General features: G+C 37.2%; 12 protein-coding genes. 8 read left to right on the plus strand and 4 right to left on the minus strand.

Features of this window, described 5'->3' with window-relative positions; translation table 11 throughout:
• Positions 1-7 precede the first annotated feature (7 nt).
• The 8 genes from ACPF63_RS00200 (at position 8) to ACPF63_RS00235 (ending at position 15,134) form a co-directional block, all read left to right on the plus strand.
• Positions 8-2,020, plus strand: coding sequence for a fumarate reductase/succinate dehydrogenase flavoprotein subunit (locus ACPF63_RS00200; protein ID WP_426481593.1), 2,013 nt, complete (start codon positions 8-10; stop codon positions 2,018-2,020).
• A gap of 24 nt (positions 2,021-2,044) precedes the next feature.
• Positions 2,045-2,812, plus strand: a complete 768-nt coding sequence (locus ACPF63_RS00205; protein ID WP_062675785.1) for a succinate dehydrogenase/fumarate reductase iron-sulfur subunit — start codon at positions 2,045-2,047, stop codon at positions 2,810-2,812.
• Positions 2,813-3,121: 309 nt separating this feature from the next.
• Positions 3,122-4,663 (plus strand): TlpA family protein disulfide reductase, encoded by a 1,542-nt coding sequence (locus tag ACPF63_RS00210; protein WP_077418869.1) that lies wholly within the window; start codon positions 3,122-3,124, stop codon positions 4,661-4,663.
• 108 nt (positions 4,664-4,771) lie between these two features.
• The gene (rlmD, locus tag ACPF63_RS00215; protein WP_426481594.1) at positions 4,772-6,184 is read left to right on the plus strand and encodes a 23S rRNA (uracil(1939)-C(5))-methyltransferase RlmD; all 1,413 of its coding nucleotides are present in this window, start codon (positions 4,772-4,774) and stop codon (positions 6,182-6,184) included.
• A 31-nt stretch (positions 6,185-6,215) separates the two neighbouring features.
• Positions 6,216-6,692 (plus strand): DUF6452 family protein, encoded by a 477-nt coding sequence (locus ACPF63_RS00220; RefSeq protein WP_077418871.1) that lies wholly within the window; start codon positions 6,216-6,218, stop codon positions 6,690-6,692.
• The gene (locus ACPF63_RS00225) at positions 6,658-7,323 is read left to right on the plus strand and encodes a DUF6048 family protein (RefSeq protein ID WP_426481595.1); all 666 of its coding nucleotides are present in this window, start codon (positions 6,658-6,660) and stop codon (positions 7,321-7,323) included. The genes ACPF63_RS00220 and ACPF63_RS00225 overlap by 35 nt, the downstream gene beginning before the upstream one ends.
• Before the next feature lie 180 nt (positions 7,324-7,503).
• Entirely contained in the window at positions 7,504-10,536 is a 3,033-nt protein-coding gene (locus ACPF63_RS00230; RefSeq protein WP_426481596.1) for a reprolysin-like metallopeptidase, read from the plus strand.
• Between the two features lie 167 nt (positions 10,537-10,703).
• Positions 10,704-15,134 (plus strand): GEVED domain-containing protein, encoded by a 4,431-nt coding sequence (locus tag ACPF63_RS00235; protein ID WP_426481597.1) that lies wholly within the window; start codon positions 10,704-10,706, stop codon positions 15,132-15,134.
• A gap of 283 nt (positions 15,135-15,417) precedes the next feature.
• On the opposite strand, the gene coaE is transcribed toward ACPF63_RS00235, so the two are convergent.
• From coaE to ruvB, 4 genes are all read right to left on the minus strand, one after another.
• Positions 15,418-16,047: a dephospho-CoA kinase gene (gene coaE / locus ACPF63_RS00240; protein ID WP_426481598.1), complete on the minus strand. Its 630-nt coding sequence runs from the start codon at positions 16,045-16,047 to the stop codon at positions 15,418-15,420.
• Positions 16,048-16,056: 9 nt separating this feature from the next.
• Positions 16,057-16,923 carry an MBL fold metallo-hydrolase gene (locus ACPF63_RS00245; protein WP_426481599.1) on the minus strand — a complete coding sequence of 289 codons (867 nt, stop codon included), beginning with the start codon at positions 16,921-16,923 and terminating at the stop codon, positions 16,057-16,059.
• Between the two features lie 13 nt (positions 16,924-16,936).
• Positions 16,937-17,506, minus strand: a complete 570-nt coding sequence (locus tag ACPF63_RS00250; RefSeq protein WP_426481600.1) for an FMN-binding negative transcriptional regulator — start codon at positions 17,504-17,506, stop codon at positions 16,937-16,939.
• An 84-nt stretch (positions 17,507-17,590) separates the two neighbouring features.
• The gene (ruvB, locus tag ACPF63_RS00255) at positions 17,591-18,613 is read right to left on the minus strand and encodes a Holliday junction branch migration DNA helicase RuvB (protein ID WP_047425136.1); all 1,023 of its coding nucleotides are present in this window, start codon (positions 18,611-18,613) and stop codon (positions 17,591-17,593) included.
• Positions 18,614-18,846 lie beyond the last annotated feature (233 nt).

Below are 18,846 nucleotides of genomic sequence, written 5' to 3' on the forward strand. Positions count from 1 at the left end.
TACTAATATGAGTAAATTAGATTCAAGAATTCCAGCGGGTCCTCTTAAAGACAAGTGGAAAAATCATAAAGACCATATGAACCTTGTTGCACCAAACAACAGAGATAAGATTGATATTATTGTTGTAGGTACGGGTTTGGCAGGAGGTTCTGCAGCAGCTACATTGGCTGAGCAAGGATACAACGTAAAAGCGTTCTGCTACCAGGATTCACCAAGAAGAGCACACTCTATTGCAGCTCAGGGAGGGATCAACGCAGCTAAGAATTACCAGGGTGACGGTGACTCTACTTACAGATTATTCTACGATACCATCAAAGGTGGTGACTATAGAGCAAGAGAGGCCAACGTTTACAGATTAGCTGAAGTTTCTGCAAATATTATTGACCAGTGTGTTTCCCAAGGGGTTCCTTTCGGTAGAGATTACGGTGGTCAGCTAGATAACCGTTCATTTGGTGGGGTTCAGGTAAAAAGAACTTTCTATGCAAAAGGACAAACAGGACAGCAGTTATTATTAGGTGCTTATTCTTCTATGAGCCGTCAGATCGGTAAAGGAAGAATTAAAATGTACAACCGTCATGAAATGCTAGATCTAGTTATTGTTGACGGAAAAGCAAGAGGAATTATTGCGAGAAACCTTGTGACAGGTGAAATTGAAAGACATTCTGCTCACGCTGTAGTAATTGCTTCAGGAGGATACGGAAACGTATATTTCCTTTCTACCAATGCTATGGGATCAAACGTTTCTGCAGCTTGGAAAATCCACAAAAAAGGAGCTTACTTCGCAAACCCTTGTTATGTACAGATTCACCCGACTTGTATTCCTGTTCATGGAACACAGCAGTCTAAACTGACTTTGATGTCTGAATCATTAAGAAACTCAGGAAGAATCTGGGTTCCTAAGAAAATTGAAGATTCTGTAGCCATCAGAGAAGGTAAATTAAGACCTGAAAATATTAAAGAAGAAGATAGAGATTACTATTTAGAAAGAAGATATCCTGCATTTGGTAACTTGGTTCCTCGTGACGTTGCGTCTAGAGCGGGTAAAGAAAGATGTGATGCTGGTTTCGGAATCGAAAATAATGATACTAAAGAAGGTGTTTACTTAGATTTCTCTACAGAAATTATCAAAAAAGGTAAAGAAGCTGCTATTGAAAAGCATATTCATAATCCTAGTGAACAGCAAATTTACGACCTTGGAAAAGCTTGGATTGAAGAAAAATATGGTAACCTATTTGTAATGTACGAAAAGATTACTGCTGATGATCCTTACAAAACTCCGATGAAAATTTATCCTGCGGTTCACTACACAATGGGAGGTGTTTGGGTTGATTATAACCTTCAGTCTACAATTCCTGGATGTTTCGTAATTGGTGAAGCTAACTTCTCAGATCACGGAGCCAACAGACTTGGGGCTTCTGCATTGATGCAGGGTCTTGCGGACGGATATTTCGTGCTTCCTTATACAATTGCAGATTATCTTTCTGCAGATATCAGAACAGGAACTATTCCTACCAATTCAGGAGCGTTTGACGAAGCTGAAAAAGGAATTAAAGAAAAAATAGATTTCTTCTTAAATAATAAAGGAACTCATTCTGTAGACCACTTCCATAAGCAATTAGGAAACATTATGTGGAACAAAGTAGGAATGGGGAGAACTCCTGAAGGGTTAAGAGAGGCAATCAGAGAAATTGAAGAAGTGAAAAACGATTTCTGGAAAAACGTAAAAGTTCCAGGAGATGGTGAAGGAATGAACACTGAACTTGAAAAAGCATTCAGAGTAGCAGATTTCCTTGAACTTGGACAATTAATGGCTATTGATGCATTACACAGAAATGAATCTTGTGGTGGGCATTTTAGAGAAGATCATGCTACTCCGGAAGGTGAAGCAGAAAGAGATGACGTAAACTTCAAATATGTAGCAGCTTGGGAATATCAGGGTGATGATATCAAACAAGAAATTCTGCATAAAGAAGAACTTATCTATGACAATATCGAAGTTAAAGCGAGAAGTTACAAATAATCTCCAACCTATAAATATAACATTATGAGTGCAAAAAAAGGCCTTCATCTTACGCTGAAAATTTGGAGACAAAAAAATAGTAAAACTAAAGGTCAGTTTGAGACCTACAAAATATCAGATGTATCTACAGATTCTTCATTTTTGGAAATGCTGGATATTCTGAATGAAAACTTAATTAACGAGGGAAAAGAACCTATCGCTTTCGACCACGACTGTCGTGAAGGAATCTGCGGTATGTGTTCACTTTACATCAATGGTAGAGCTCACGGGCCGGATACAGGGATCACAACCTGCCAGCTTCACATGAGAATGTTCAAAGATGGAGAAACGATCGTTATTGAACCTTGGAGAAGTGCTGCTTTCCCTGTTATCAAAGATTTGATGGTAGACAGAAGCGCATTTGACAGAGTAATGGCAGCAGGAGGTTTCATCTCTGTAAATACTTCCGGTAATACATTGGATGCTAACGCAATTCCGGTTCCAAAAGAAGATGCAGACAAAGCAATGGATGCAGCTGCTTGTATTGGATGTGGAGCTTGTGTAGCGACTTGTAAAAACGGATCTGCAATGCTATTTGTAGGCGCTAAAGTTTCTCAGTATGCATTACTTCCTCAAGGTAGAGTAGAAGCTAAAAGAAGAGTTCTGAACATGGTGAAAGCTATGGATGAAGAAGGATTCGGTAACTGTTCAAACACCGGAGCATGTGAAGTAGAATGTCCTAAAGGTATTTCTCTTGAAAACATCGCAAGAATGAACAGAGAATACATGGCTGCTCTTGTAGATCAAGGATAGAATTGATTCAAATACATAAAAAATCGCCTTCATTTTTGGAGGCGATTTTTTTATGAAATGCTAAGTCCTGTTAAAGTTTGTTAACTTATTAGCAGGTTTTAGTCATTCTTTATTTAATAAGTATATATTTGGAGGGTAGTTGAAACATTTTTTTTTAAACTTTCAAATACAGCATACCACTCAGAAAGAGACAATTGAAATAATTGGAATAACCCTCTTGAAAGGTGATAATAAAATTTTTAAAAAAAATAATTAGTGTGAATTAGCAAGCCCTAAAAAGCGTATTTTTGTGTAATATTAAAAATTGAAATGAAAAAATATCTTTTATTGTTTATCATCACAGTTTTTGTGATGTCTTGTTCAAAAAAAGTAGAAGTAAAAGGAAAAATTACTGGAAGCTCATCATTAGAAAGAATTGAATTTGTAGAAGCTTCAGGAGTAGGAACCCTGCCTTTGATTAATATAGGTTTAGATAAAGACGGAAACTTTTCAGGAAGCTTTGATGCTCCTAAAGACGGTATGTACGTGATCAACTATGCGGGCAGACAAAACCTGATTTATCTTGAAGGAGGACAAAAAGTGAATATTTCAGGAAACGGAACTACTTTCCCAAATGAATTTGTGATTACCGGAGATGCTAAAAAGAATAATGATTTTCTTACAGCTTCTCAAAAGTTCTTAGCTGAATATGGTACTAAAGTTAATATAGCTGCCTTAATGGGTGGAGATGAAGCGGCATTCCTTAAAGGTATGCATAAAATTGAAGCAGATATTAATAAAAATGTAGATGATCTTGCAAAGAAAAATAATCCTAGCAAAGCACTTTTGGAGTGGAAGAAAAATGATGTGAAAGTTACCATTCTTAATTTGATTGCCAACTATGAAATGTCTCACGGACCAATGTCTGGAAACCCATCTTACAAAGCTACTAAAGCATTAAAAGATTACGAAGCTCAGTTGGAAACAGATAAAGAAGCGATGGTGAAAACAATCCCTCTTTACAGACAATATCTTCTTGTAAAAATGACTCCGGATTTCCAGAAGTATGCAGAAGCAAACAGCAAAGGAAAAACAGGAATTACAACTTCTGAGATGTTTGCTCAGTACTTAAAAACAAAGAAAGATTTATCTCAGACTGCAAAAGATTATCTTTTGGCATTTGTAATGGCTCAGGCGGATATTCATCCAACAACTCCGGCTGCAAACATTGATAAAATCAAAAAGATTATTGATTCAGATATTAAAGATGCTACCATTAAAAGTGACCTTTTAAAAATGCAGGTGGCTATTACTGGACTTAAAATCGGAGATGCAGCTCCTGAAGCAGCTGTAGCAAAGCAGGATGGAAAGGCTTATAAACTTTCTGAAAACAAAGGAAAGCCTTATATGCTATTCTTCTACGCTTCATGGAATCCTTACATCAGTGAAGCTACAGTACCTGTATTAAAAGAAGTAGTAAACTTTTATAAGTCTAAAATGAACTTTGTGTTTGTAAACGTAGATGACACAAAAGATCAGTTCATTAAAACAAGCAATTCTCTTTTAAAAGGAATTCAGGGAGTGAATGTTTACGGAGAAGGAGGTCTGAATTCTGATATTGCTAAGAAATATGGTGTGTACGGATTCAAATTACCTTGCTTTGTGATCATCGATAAAGATGGTAAAATTGCCAGCAGATCATTTGTAAACCTTGGTGAGCAGGAACTGGTAACTATTCTGGATAAACAGACTGGTCTTTCAGCTCCAAAAGCAGAACCAATGCAGATGCAGCCACAATTACAGCTTGATCCTTCTGCAGCTCAGCAGCAAGCTCCACAGCCAGCAAATCCACAGCCGGCTCCAACAAAATAATAAACTTTAACACAGTATAGAAACCTTATCTTCGGATAAGGTTTTTTTTATTGTATTTTTGCAAACTGAAGCGTAAAAGTTTCAATTAGGAAAATAGAAAATTTTAGAATGAGTAGGAAGAAAAAAAGAGATTTAATTCTTGAAAATATAAAGCTATTGACTGCCGGAGCAAAAGGAGTGGCAATAGGAAGGACAGAAGAAGGAAAAGCTGTAATGGTTTCAGGAGCTATTCCAGGTGATATTGTAAATGTAAGAGTGAAAAAAGCGAAGTCAAAATATTATGAAGGCGAAGCGGTTGAAGTTATTGAAAAATCACCTTACAGAGCAGATCCAAAATGTATTCATTTCGGAACTTGTGGAGGCTGCAAATGGCAGAACATGAGCTACGAAAAGCAGCTTGATTTTAAACAGGAAGAAGTATATAATAATATTAAAAGAATCGGTGGAATTGATGACTTTGAGACGGTATCAATTCTGGGAGCTGAAGAACAGTATTTTTATAGAAATAAAATGGAATTCTCCTTCTCAAATGCAAGATGGCTTACTCAATATGAAATCAGTTCTGAAGAAAACTTCGGAAGTAAAGATGCGTTAGGATTCCATATTCCCGGAATGTGGAGTAAAATTCTTGATTTAAAAGAATGTTTCCTTCAGGAAGATCCTTCCAATGCAATAAGACTGGCTGTAAAAGAATATGGAGTAAACAACGGTCTGGATTTCTTTGATGTAAGAAACCAGGAAGGTTTTTTAAGAACCTTGATGATGAGACAAAATTCCAAAGGAGAATGGATGGTTCTTTTCCAGCTTTACAGAGAAGAAAAAGAAAACAGAGAAAAACTTTTTGAATTCTTACTGGAAAAATTCCCGCAGATTAAAACATTAGTATATGCTATCAATCCTAAGCAGAATGATTCCATTTACGATTTAAATATCAATGTATATTTTGGAGAAGGTTACCTTATGGAAGAAATGGACGGACTGCAGTTTAAGATAGGCCCGAAATCATTCTTCCAGACGAATTACAAACAGGCTTTGGAACTGTACAGAAAGACACTTGAATTTGCAGATCTGAAAGGAGATGAAGTTGTATATGACCTTTATACAGGAACAGGAACAATTGCTCAGTATGTAGCGAGAAATGCAAAACAGGTAATCGGAATAGAATCTGTACAAGAAGCCATAGATGCTGCTATAGAACATGCTGCATTGAATGGTCTTACTAACTGTACTTTCTATTGTGGAGACATGAAGGATATCTTCAATGACGAATTTATGGCAACTCATCCTAAAGCAGATGTATTAATTACAGATCCACCAAGAGACGGAATGCACCAGAAGGTCGTAGAACAGATCTTAAAGCTTTCACCGGAAAAAGTAGTTTACGTAAGCTGTAATTCTGCAACACAGGCGAGAGACCTTGCCTTGATGAAAGACCATTATACTTTAGTGAAGATTTTGCCGGTAGATATGTTCCCACAAACACACCATGTTGAGAACATTGCGTTGTTGATTAAAAAATAATTTTATCTAAATTTGAATTTCAAATCTTAATATGAAGTACTTTAAATTTCTGATAGCGATCTGTTTTTTAGGAATGCTTTTTTCCTGTGGAGGAGATGATGATATTTGTGAAAGCGGAGAAGGAACTCCCAGAATGAAGGTGGCTTTCAGATCACTGGCTACTGGAAAAGAGACGACCCTGGATACCCTTTATGTCGCAGTAGATTATGGAGCAGGAAAAGTGGATCTTGGAAAACTTGCAAAAATTGATTCCCGGTTAATTCCTTTACGGGTTGACAGCTCACCTTATACTGACGTTTATTTTAAACTTACCTATAATGGAGCAGAATCTAAAGTAAGAATTAATTATAGTACGAAGTCAACGTATGTTTCTCCCGGATGCGGAATCAAAAAATCTTACGAGAATTTAAGTTCAGAATTAGTAACTCCGAATCCTGTTCAGAAGCTGGAAGCCGGACAAAATCAAATAGAGAATGAAGACAAGACTAATCTTTACCTTTCTTTTTAGTTTATTGGGAATAATAAGCTGGGCACAAGACAAAAAAAAGGAAGCAGAGAAGAAGGTTCAGGAAAAATATGAACCCAATTTTATGGTTGGCCTTGATGTACTGAATACCGGAGCCGGTTTTTTTTCTGACAGAAAATTGTATCAGGGATTTATTTCTTCAAAAATCAGAGGAAATCTCCATGCTGTTGCAGAGGCAGGTTTTGAAAAAAATGTGTATCAGAAAAATGGTTATGATGCGAAGGCAAGCGGTCCTTTCGTGAAATTGGGTGCATTCTATATGCTTGCAAAAGATGCAGAGAATGAATTCAATGGATTTTATGCAGGAGGAAAAGCTGCCGGATCATTTTATAATCAGGAGTATATGGCAATTCCTGTTCGCGGATTTGGGGGAAGCAATTCTTCAGAAGCCTTTCCTTCATCATCACAGTCATCCTTTTGGCTGGAAGGTACGTTGGGAGGCAGAGTACAATTATTTAATTCCAATTTCTACATCGATGTGAATCTTCAGCCAAGATATATGGTATATACTTCCAAGCAGGATGATATCTCACCCATGATCGTTCCGGGCTTCGGAAAAAGTTCTTCAAAATTCAATATGGGATTTGCATGGAATATTGCATATAAGTTTTAGAAATATTATTTCTTGACATTTAAAATACATAAAACACAAACTTTAGACTACTCTAAAGTTTGTGTTTTTTTTAATGGATATCGTTGATGAGTGTATTATGTTGAAAAATATTAACTTATTTTACTTATAAGATTGATAAAATAGTTATATTTGGCGGAAATTATAATTGTGTTTTAATTTATGAAAAGAGTATTTACTGCTTTAATGTTCACTTTTATAGGGGGCGCCGTGTTCGGTCAATGGACACCAACTTCCCTTAAAAAAGTAGACGATAACAAAAGAAGTACAGGATTTAGAGTAGATCAATCTAATGTAAGAGGAAACGGGTACTATAAATTAGACCTGAACTTACTGAGATCTCAGCTAAAGAATGCACAGGAAATGGGTACAAATGCCACTCCTGTAGTGATTTCTCTTCCCACTATGAGCGGGAAGATTGAAAGGTTTAATGTATACAGTTTTCCAGTAGTTGTAAAAGAACTGGCAGACAAGTATGAATTAGGATCTTATGTTGGAACAAGTGTCGAAGACCCTACCAAGTATTTAAGATTCAGTATTGCTCCTAATGATTTTCAGTCGATGATTATTCATGGTGATAAATATGAGTTTATTGACCCTTCTTCTGCAGATAAAACAGTGTATGCCGTTCATCCTAAAACTAAAAAGGATAAAAATGGATTCTTATGTTCTACAGAAGAATCTCCTGTTGCTAAAAAGGAAATAGATGCCTTATTGAAAAATGGGCAGTCATTCTCAAATCAGGCAACAACTTTCAACAAGAGTTCTGATAAGAAATATAGAACAATGAGACTGGCGATGTCTGTTACCGGTGAGTATACTCAATACTTTATGGGGCTTGCTGGCGTACCTGCTACAGCTACAGATGATCAGAAAAGAGCTCCGGCACTAGTTGCAATTAATAATACTTTAACCAGAGTAAACGGAGTTTTTGAGAAAGATTTTGCATTGCATTTGAATTTGCAGAATTTTCCGACTGTAATTTATATTGATCCAGCTACAGATCCATATTCTGCTGCTGCTACAGGAGCAGGGGGTGCATGGAATGGAGAACTACAGGGTGCTTTGACAGCTAATGTAGGAAATGTTAACTATGATATCGGACACTTGTTCGGTAAATCAGGAGGTGGAGGAAATGCCGGATGTATCGGATGTGTATGTATCAATCCTACAACTACAGTTCCTAAAGGAAAAGGTTCAGGATTTACTTCTCCATCAAATGGAATTCCATCAGGTGATAGCTTTGATATCGACTATGTTGCTCATGAGATGGGGCACCAGCTAGGGGCTAACCATACTTTCTCTCATAATCTTGAAGGAAGTGGTGTGAATATGGAACCTGGTTCAGGATCTACCATTATGGGATATGCAGGTATTACTGGTCCTGATACGGATATTCAGCCTAACTCTGATCCTTATTTCCATAAAGCAAGTATCGGTCAGATTCAAGCTAACTTAATTGCAAAAACTTGTGATGTAGAAACTACAATTACCAATAATCCACCGGTAATTACGGATCTGCCAACATATACTATACCTAAGGGGACTGCTTTTGTTTTAGCAGGTGGTGCTACAGATCCTGAAAATGATCCAATGACTTATTCTTGGGAAGAAGTTGATGATGCATTAGTTTCTGTGGATAAATATAATTTAGGAAATACAATGTCTGGAGCTTCATTCAGATCTGCTCCACCAAGTACAAACCCAGCAAGATACTTTCCAAAATTTGCATCTGTAATGAATGGAGTGTTGAATAACGCAAACAATACTTGGGAAGCGGTATCAACTGTAGCAAGAACAACAAATTTTGCATTAACTGTTAGAGATAATAACTCTAATGTAGCTCAACAGCAGTCAGCTTTTAAAGTTCAGACAATTGTTGTAGGAGATAACGGACCTTTCAGGTTAGCTAATCAATATGCTGATGTAAATACATCAACTCCGGTTCAATGGATTGTTGCCAATACAAATGCTGCTCCTTATAATGTAGCTAATGTAAAGATTGACTATACTACAGATAATGGAACAACCTGGACTGTACTATCAGCATCAACACCTAATGACGGAACTGAAAACTTTACTTTCCCTTCTTCATTGAATGGACAGACTATTAAAGTTAGAATTTCTTCAATAGGTAATGTTTTCTATGCTGTAGGACCTGTGAGCATTGCACCTCTATCTGCATGTAGCAGTGCTGCTCCAACGAATGTAGTAGTGAGCAATATTACGGTATCTTCAGCTAGCGCATCTTGGATGTCCTATACTGGAGCAACTTATAAAGTACGTTATAGAAAGGTAGGTACAACAGCATGGACTGAAGCTGATACAACAGTTCCTTCAATCAACTTAAGTAATTTAATTGATGGAACAACATATGAAATTCAGGTTGCATTAGTTTGTGGTACTTCGGTAGGTACATATTCAGCTTCTGTAAACTTCAGCACTCCTGCACTTGCTTACTGTGCATCTGCTTCAACTAGTGCAGCTTATGAGTATATCGCCAATGTGACACTTGCGAATGTAAATAATACTTCAGCAAATAGTACATATACAAACTATACAACAAATACAGCACTTCAGGCGAACTTGGTAAAAGGAACTTCTTATCCTATTTCTGTTACTGTTGGGAACTCTGGTGCTGCGGATTATGATACAGTAGCTGCATTTATCGACTTTAACAAGGATGGTGTCTTCAGTGATTCAGAAAGAGTATTGAATTATCCTGTAACATTAACCCAGCCATCAACTGTAGTTAACGGAACGGTTACCATTCCAGGTAATGCAGTAGAAGGACAGCCATTAAGAATGAGAGTTGTAGCATTCTATGTAGGTGCTGGAACTGGTGGAGGTAACGTTGGATTATCATTACCTACAGATTATATATGTGGAGAACTTTTCGATGGTGAAGTTGAAGACTATAACGTAGTAATTACTAGTAATCTTGCTACTTCTGAAACAGCTGTTAAAAATAACGGTATTCAGATTTATCCAAACCCGGTAAGTGATATTCTAAATATTACTAAAGTTTCAGATAAAGCTACTTATAAAATCTATAGTGCTGCTGGACAATTAGTAGACAGAGGAAATATCAACGATGGAAAGGTGAATGTTTCAACTTTAGTTAAAGGTGGTTATATAATTACAATAGATGATAAAGGAATTGAGCAATTCAAATCTAAATTCATCAAAAAATAAAGATAACCTTTTAAATATTAGTAAATCCCCGGGCTTTCCCGGGGATTTCTTTATTTAAAGCATAAGTGGAGATATTGTTATATTTTTACAAAAAAACCTAAATGTACCTGTAAATTAATAACAAAAAATGATTAGATTTGTATGATTAATATTATAATGAAAACATTATGAAGAAATTCTTTACCTCTTTAATTCTGTTTCTCTGTTTGATCTGTACAGGCTTTGTATCCAAAGTCTCAGCTCAGGCAGGACAGATCGGGACAGGAACGGGTACCTCAGTGTATCTCCCCATACGTTCCTATTATGGGTATAGTTATTCCCAGCAGATTTATACTGCTGCGGAGCTTACGACTGCTATAGGTACGTCGAACTATATCACAGCTGTAAAGTTTTATTCTACCACCGTTTCAACATCTCAGGATGTCTATAAGGATTGGGTAGTATATATGGGGAACACAACCCAGAATAACTTTGCAACCACTACAAACTGGGTTCCATTAAGTGGTTTGACCCAAGTTTTCGCCGGAAATTTACCTAACCTGACAAATGGGAACTGGGTAACTCTTCAATTGGCAACTCCGTTTTTGTGGAACGGAACAGACAATCTTGTGATTGCTGTAAATGAAAAAACTCCAGGTTATTCGTCTTCGCCAGGTACAGCTTGGGGATCTTATAATGCAGGAGCAAACAGAGGGATGATCTATTATGAAGATTCTGCAAACCCAGACCCTGCAGCACCTCCTGCTGCAAAAGACAGAGTTGCAGATATTCCTAGAATACAATTGGAAAGCCATCCGCTGCCAGCTTGTTCAACAGCTCCTCCTACCAATATTACAATTTCCAACCTGACAACAACTTCGGCTAATGTAGGTTGGTATCTTTCTGCAGGTGCTACGTATGTTGTACGATACAGACCTGTAGCAGGAGGACCTTGGGTGACAATTAACGTAACAACACCTTTGGTAGGAAACCAGATCATTACCGGATTAACAGAACAAACCCAGTATGAAGTTCAGGTAGCTACTATCTGTGGGGGTACTCAGGGAGCATTCTCTTCCAGTATAAATTTTACAACTCCGGCACTTACTTATTGTAATTCAGCGGCTACAAGTACTTTTATTGATGGGTATATAAGCCAGGTTGCAGTTAATGCACAAGGAGCTCCTTCGATGGTGAGTAACTCTAATCAAAGTGGTTACACAGATTATAGTACAGATCCTACAAGATTAGTTACTTTGGTAAGAGGAGGTACTGCTACTGTTTCTGTAGCAAAAACATGGCCGGGTTACCAATACAGCTTCTTAACAGGAGTTTGGATTGACTTTAACCGTAATGGTATTTTTGAAGCGACTGAAAGAGTATTGACTTCTCCAAGTAATACGACAACGCCGGTTACGGCCACATTCAATATACCAAATGCTGCAGGTGGTGCATATACCGGAAACCTTACTACCAGAATGCGTGTAGTAATGAATGAGTACAGTCCTATTAATGCTTGTGGAACTTATTCTTATGGTGAAACTGAAGATTATGCTGTTAAACTTATTGATTTATCAGCATGTACTACAGCTCCACCGGCTGACATTCAGGTAAACAATGTAACTCCTTCTTCTGCTAACGTTACTTGGACATCAACTACAGGAGCTACTTATATTGTAAGATACAGAGTTTCTCCTTCCGGTGCATGGCAGCAGATTGCTGTAAATACACCTTTGGTAAGTAACCAAATACTTACAGGATTATTAGAGCAGACTACATATGACGTTCAGGTAGCTACTATTTGTGGAGGTACTACAGGTGCATTCTCTCCAAGTGTAACCTTTACAACTCCGGCTCTTACTTATTGTACGGCAGGTCCTACAGGTAATACTGCTACTAGCGGATATATTAATAATGTAACCGTTACTCCTACGAATACTCCTATCATGTTGAGTAATTCAGGATCGGATAACTATAAAGATTATACACCAGATCCTACAAGAGTAGTTATATTTGAAAGAGGTTCTGCAAATAATAAAATTTCTGTGAATAAATACTGGCCAGGTTCTCCTACATCTTATGGAGTTTCAGCTTGGGTTGATTTTAACAGAAACGGAACATTTGAAACGAGTGAGAGAATTCTGAATACTACTTATAATACAACTACTCCGGTAACGGCAACTTTTGCTGTCCCTACAGTGGCGAGTGGAAATGTATATACTGGAACTCTTCCTACCCGTATGCGTGTAGTAATGAGATATTTTGATAATGCTAACCCTTGTGGAACATTTACCCAGGGAGAAGTAGAAGATTATGCGGTAAAATTTGTAGATTCTCAACCATGTTCAACAGCTCCTCCAACGAATATTACAGTAAACAATATTGGTGCAACTACTGCAACAGTATCATGGGTTGCAACTGTAGGAGCTACTTATAATATAAGATGGAGAACTACTCCTGGAGGGGTGTGGCAGACGGCTACTGTGCCAGCTGGTCAAAACTTCTATGGAATCACTGGTCTTACTGAGCAGACAAATTATGAAGTTCAGGTCTCTACAACATGTGGAGGTTCTACAGGAGCTTACTCATCATCAGTAACGTTTACAACACCACCGTTGTCTTACTGCCAGATGACAGGTACCGGAACGAATGACCATATTTCGAATGTAACAGTTACCTCTTCGAACCTTGGAGTTCCTCCAATGAACAATACTTCAGTACAGACTAATTACACCAGCTATACAACACCTGAGACTCTTATTACTTTAGATGTTAATTCTCAAAATAATAAAATCTCTGTAGCTAAAGGTTGGACTGGAGCAACAGGAAATGATGCTGTAACAGCATGGATTGACTTTGACAGAAACGGACAGTTTACAGACGCTGAAAGAATTTTAATTTCTCCAGCTAACACAACTACCCCTGTTACTGCTACGTTTGCCGTTCCTTCAACATCTTATACAGGTCCATTGACAACTACAATGAGAGTGGTACTAAAACGTACAAGTGCTCCTGTAATGTGTCAGAATGCAGTAGATGGAGAAGTGGAAGACTACAGAGTAAGAATCAGACCTTGTAGCAATGCAACTCCAAACGCACCTACATTTACTACTACTCATACAACAGCTACTGTTACAATTACAGGAGCAGGAGTAAGTTATTTGGTAAGATACAGAGTTCAGGGTACAACAGCTTGGACACAAGTATATGCTTCAACACAATTGGGGAACCTTCCATTAGTAATCACCGGATTGACACCAGCTACCACTTATGAAGTAGAAGTAGCTGCAATTTGTGGAGATATTGTAGGAACAGCAACTCCAATCAAGACATTTACCACAAGATGTGATCCTACTCCTCCGAATGTGACAGTAGGTAACATTACTCCAACAACAGCATTGATTACATGGGCACCACTTGCAGCAAGTTCTACCTATACAATGAGATGGAGAAAAGTAGGTACTACTACATGGAATATTATCAGTTTACCAGCAGCTCCTGCAAATACTTATGTGTTAGGTAGTGTGACTCCATTAGAGCCTTTCACTACTTATGAAGTACAGATTGCTAATATGTGTAACGGAGAAACTGCTCTGAATCCATATTCAAACCCTAAAGTATTTACAACAGAAAGAATCTGTGAAATTCCGCCTCCAGGATTAACAATTACTCAATTGCTTCCTACATCGGCAGCAATCCAATGGGATCCTTTCCCTGGAGCAACATATGTTCTTAGATATAGAAAAGTAGGTATTCCAAGCTGGACAGAAGTACCATCATTAGTTAATAACCTTGTATTAACAGGTCTTACAGAATTAACTAAATATGAAATGCAGGTGGTAAATATCTGTAACGGGACACCAGGAAATTATACTCCTCCATATTACTTCACAACTCCTACAGTAATTTACTGTCAGATGAATTCAGGAAGTTCTATAGGCGAGCATATCTCTAAAGTTACTGTGAAGCCTACCGGTAAGAAAACAATGGAGAATGAATCAGGAGCATCAACGTATACAGATTATACAGGAGTTCCTAAAACATTCATCGAAATGATCCAGGGATCAACAGATAATGAGATCATCATTGAGAAGAAGTGGACAGGAAACACGTATAACGAAGGAATCGCAGTTTGGATTGACTTCAACAGAAATGGTGAATTTGATATCAATGAAAGAGTATTAAGCTCTCCACCAAATACAGACAGCCCTATCTCAGGTAAATTCAATGTACCGGCAGATGCGTTTGTAAGTATGACGGATTACAAATATGTAGTGATGAGAGTAGCAATGGAAAGAGACGGTATTCCTGTAAACTGTACAAGCTTCAAAAACGGAGAAGTAGAGGATTACACAGTAAGAATCTCTAAGCCGATTGTTGCTAATCCAATTGATCAGACGGGTATCATGATTTATCCTAACCCGGTAAGCTCAATATTATTTGTTAAAAATATCAGCAAGAGAGCTAAATATAAGATCTACAATGCTGCAGGACAGGTAATCGGAGATGGTATCTTACTAAACAACCAAATCAACGTAAGCAGATTGATTAACGGTGTTTATGTAATCGATATCGATGATAACGGTAAAACTGTTCAGAAGAAATTTATCAAAGAATAAGTAAACTAAATTTCAAATAGAATAAGCCTCCAGAAATGGAGGCTTATTTTTTATCCTTATTATTATTGATTAATTACAATGTACAACGCTTCCGGCCAATTTATATCAGGTGGAATAATATTAGACTGATATGAGTAAATTAATCAACAGTGTATATGTTATCTCTATTGAAGATAATGGAAATATCTTTCAAAAGAAATTTATAAAGGAATAATACAAAAAGCCCTCAAAAAAATGAGGGCTTTTTTATTTTTAAGCGAGAAAATAATCTTTAGGAATATTTCTATTCAATAGCAAAGATTACTTTTTCGGTCTGTTCTTTTAATTCTTGCAGATTGGTATTGTTGTAGATGATACAATCTGCCATTTTAATTTTATCCCTTTCAGGCATCTGTTTTTCCATAACAGCCTCTACTTCACGATAGGTTTTATTATCTCTATCCATTACTCTTTTAGCCCTGATATTATCCTCAGCTGTTACCAAAAGAGATTTATAACATTGTCTGTTAAGTTTTAGTTCAAACAATAATGCAGTTTCTTTGAAAACCAAATATTTGCTTTGCCTACTTACCCAATCTTCAAAATCAATTCGCACAGCAGGGTGTATGATTTCATTTAACTGCTCGAGAATATCACTATTGTTGAAAACCTTACTGGCAACGAATTTTCTGTCGTACAATCCATTTTCATCATAAGATTCTTCGCCAAGAAGTTCCTTGATCTTTATTTTCAGATCTTCACTCTCATTGACGATTGCCTTTGCTCTTTCATCGGAATAATAAACCGGAAATCCGAATTCCTCTATAAAGCGGGCTACTGTAGTTTTTCCAGAGCCAATTCCGCCTGTTAAACCTATGATCTTGGGTGCTGGTTCCGGTTCAGCCTGTTGTGTTTCTGAATGTAATTCTTCCATGATTTAAAATTAATATCCAAAAGCATCATTAAAGGTAAACGTCTCATCAAGTCTTACCCCTTTGTCGGTCATTTTAAGACTTGCCAGCTCATTATGAGCATCATGTTCAAAGAATAATAAATATTCGTTATCTACACACTGCTTTAGGAATTTTCCCTTTTCTTCCAATGTTAAAAGAGGTCTGGTATCATACCCCATCACATATACCTGGTTGATATGTCCTGCTGTAGGAATAAGATCTGCAGCAAAAACGACTGTTTTTTCCTGATATTGAATGACCGGAAGCATTTGTTTTTCTGTATGTCCATCCACAAAGATGACATCCATCTTCAGATCAGGAGCAAAACCGTAATTTCCGGTAGTAGGAAGCGGTAAAAAATTAAGCTGGCCACTTTCCTGTATCGGCATAATATTTTCCTTCAGGAAACTTGCTTTTTCTCTCGCATTAGGTTCTGTTGCCCATTGCCAGTGATTTTCATTAGTCCAGAAATTAGCATTTTTGAAAGCGGGTCTGTATCCGGTTCTGTCATCATTCCATTCTATAGCACCACCACAGTGATCGAAGTGAAGGTGGGTAAGGAATACATCCGTAATATCCTCCTTTATAAAACCGTATTTCTTTAGATTTTTATCAAGAGTATCATCTCCAAAAAGAGAATAATGCCCGAAAAATTTATCATCCTGTTTGTTTCCAAGACCGCAGTCTACCAGGATTAGTTTTTTTCCGTCTTCAATAAGCAGGGAACGTGTTCCCAGTTCGATTAAGTTTTTTTCGTCTGCCGGGTTTGTTTTTTCCCACAGACTCTTCGGGACGACTCCGAACATAGCACCGCCGTCCAGTTTAAATTTTCCACATTGTATTGGATATAACTTCATATGTATATTTTGATTATTTTTTTATTGCTTTCATTTTCTCCGCAATTTTTTTTGCGTTATGATCAGAACCCTCAAGATGATTGATAATATTTTCATAATCAGTCTCTTTTCTGTTCTGAGAAAGTTTTTGCTTGATAAATATTTCGTTAGGAATTATTTTAATGCCAAAAGCACCCTTCATTTCCTTTTCCACGAATTCTTTTCCCATATCCTTCACCATCATCGGGCATTGCTGAATTTTTTCATATTTGGACGTTAATTTATCCAAATGAGCATAAAGCTCATCATGATTCATCAGTTCAATCTTTCCATAGATCTGTACTGCTTCATAATTCCAGGTGGAAACATTAATATGATCGTACCAGCTGCTGGATATGTAAGTGTGGGCTCCTAAAAAATCACAAAGAGCCTCATCTCCGTTTTTTAAGGTTTTCGCCTGTGGGTTAGCTCTCGAAATATGAGTTTCAATATAAGCATTTTCCGGATCATCTTCATTTAACATCATCATAGCATGGGTCGCCCGGATCTTGTCAACAGAAGAAATCAATAAAGCAAAAGAATTTTCTTTGATAATCTCTCTCATCAAATTGTAATCTTCGCTTCTGTATAATTTGGGTATAAACATAAACTAATAAACTCTCATTAACTTAAACCTTGAATCTTTGAACTAAAAAAGTTCACCCGGATTTTTAGGTCTGGTAATATTTAAATGTTTGTAAGCTTTGTCAGTAACTTCTCTTCCTCTCGGAGTTCTGATAATAAACCCTTCCTGAATCAAAAATGGCTCATAAACTTCTTCCAGTGTTTCAGGATTTTCAGCAATAGAGGTGGCCAAAGCAGAAATACCAACTGGTTTTCCTTTAAAATTTTCAATCATAACACGCATGATCTTATTATCCATTTCATCCAATCCAAATTCATCCACATTGAGAGAGTTCAGCGCATATTTTGTAATATTGATCTCAATTTCACCATTCCCTTTGATCTCCGCGAAATCACGTACCCTTCTCAATAATGCATTGGCAATCCTTGGGGTTCCACGACTTCTTCTAGCAATTTCTATCGCCGCATCTTCGTAAATAACAACTCCCAGAACCCTTGCACTTCGTTGGATAATCGTAGACAAAAGTTCAATAGAATAGTACTCCAGTCTGCTTTGAATCCCGAATCGGGCAAGCATAGGTTTGGTAAGCATTCCGCTTCTTGTAGTTGCTCCCACCAGAGTAAAAGGATTAAGACCAATCTGCACACTTCTGGCATTAGGACCTGTTTCCAGCATGATGTCAATCTTATAATCTTCCATTGCGGAATACAGATATTCCTCTACAACAGGAGAAAGACGGTGAATTTCATCAATGAAAAGGACATCATTTTCTTCCAGATTTGTTAATAAACCAGCTAAACTTCCGGGTTTATCTAATACAGGACCAGAAGTAATCTTACAGTTCACTCCAAGCTCATTGGCAATAATATTGGCTAAAGTGGTTTTACCAAGTCCCGGCGGACCATGCAATAAGACATGATCTAATGCTCCTCCGCGTCTTTTCGCAGCGGTAACAAAAACTTCAAGGTTCTCCAGCGTTTTTCTCTGCCCCGCAAAATCTTTAAAGCTCTGGGGACGGATCTGTTCTTCCTGCATCAGCTCCTCGCGTGAGTAGTTTTCCTTATCTGGATGTAAAAAATCTGGCATTAATTCATTTCATTTACCTCAAAGATAGCAAATTTAGACTAAGGTTGAAGGGCAGATTGAGAAAAGGTTAAGATTGATGCTGAGTTTACGCTAAGGTTAAAAATGAGAACAGCTAAGATTTAAATAATTGGGATATTTTAAGTATTTTTGAGAGGAGAAATTATTGATAAAAATTATTGAAATTTTGATTGTTTAGAAGACAGGTATTGATAATAAAATGAATCAGCCTCAAT

The sequence above is a fragment of the Chryseobacterium sp. R2ACT005 genome (assembly GCF_049949215.1).
Classification (GTDB): Bacteria; Bacteroidota; Bacteroidia; order Flavobacteriales; family Weeksellaceae; genus Chryseobacterium.

Coding starts and splice junctions, on each gene's coding strand:
- ACPF63_RS00200 (WP_426481593.1), top strand. CDS start 8: ATGAGTAAATTAGATTCAAGAATTCCAGCGGGTCCTCTTAAAGACAAG.
- ACPF63_RS00205 (WP_062675785.1), top strand. CDS start 2,045: ATGAGTGCAAAAAAAGGCCTTCATCTTACGCTGAAAATTTGGAGACAA.
- ACPF63_RS00210 (WP_077418869.1), top strand. CDS start 3,122: ATGAAAAAATATCTTTTATTGTTTATCATCACAGTTTTTGTGATGTCT.
- rlmD (WP_426481594.1), top strand. CDS start 4,772: ATGAGTAGGAAGAAAAAAAGAGATTTAATTCTTGAAAATATAAAGCTA.
- ACPF63_RS00220 (WP_077418871.1), top strand. CDS start 6,216: ATGAAGTACTTTAAATTTCTGATAGCGATCTGTTTTTTAGGAATGCTT.
- ACPF63_RS00225 (WP_426481595.1), top strand. CDS start 6,658: ATGAAGACAAGACTAATCTTTACCTTTCTTTTTAGTTTATTGGGAATA.
- ACPF63_RS00230 (WP_426481596.1), top strand. CDS start 7,504: ATGAAAAGAGTATTTACTGCTTTAATGTTCACTTTTATAGGGGGCGCC.
- ACPF63_RS00235 (WP_426481597.1), top strand. CDS start 10,704: ATGAAGAAATTCTTTACCTCTTTAATTCTGTTTCTCTGTTTGATCTGT.
- coaE (WP_426481598.1), bottom strand. CDS start 16,047: ATGGAAGAATTACATTCAGAAACACAACAGGCTGAACCGGAACCAGCA.
- ACPF63_RS00245 (WP_426481599.1), bottom strand. CDS start 16,923: ATGAAGTTATATCCAATACAATGTGGAAAATTTAAACTGGACGGCGGT.
- ACPF63_RS00250 (WP_426481600.1), bottom strand. CDS start 17,506: ATGAGAGAGATTATCAAAGAAAATTCTTTTGCTTTATTGATTTCTTCT.
- ruvB (WP_047425136.1), bottom strand. CDS start 18,613: ATGCCAGATTTTTTACATCCAGATAAGGAAAACTACTCACGCGAGGAG.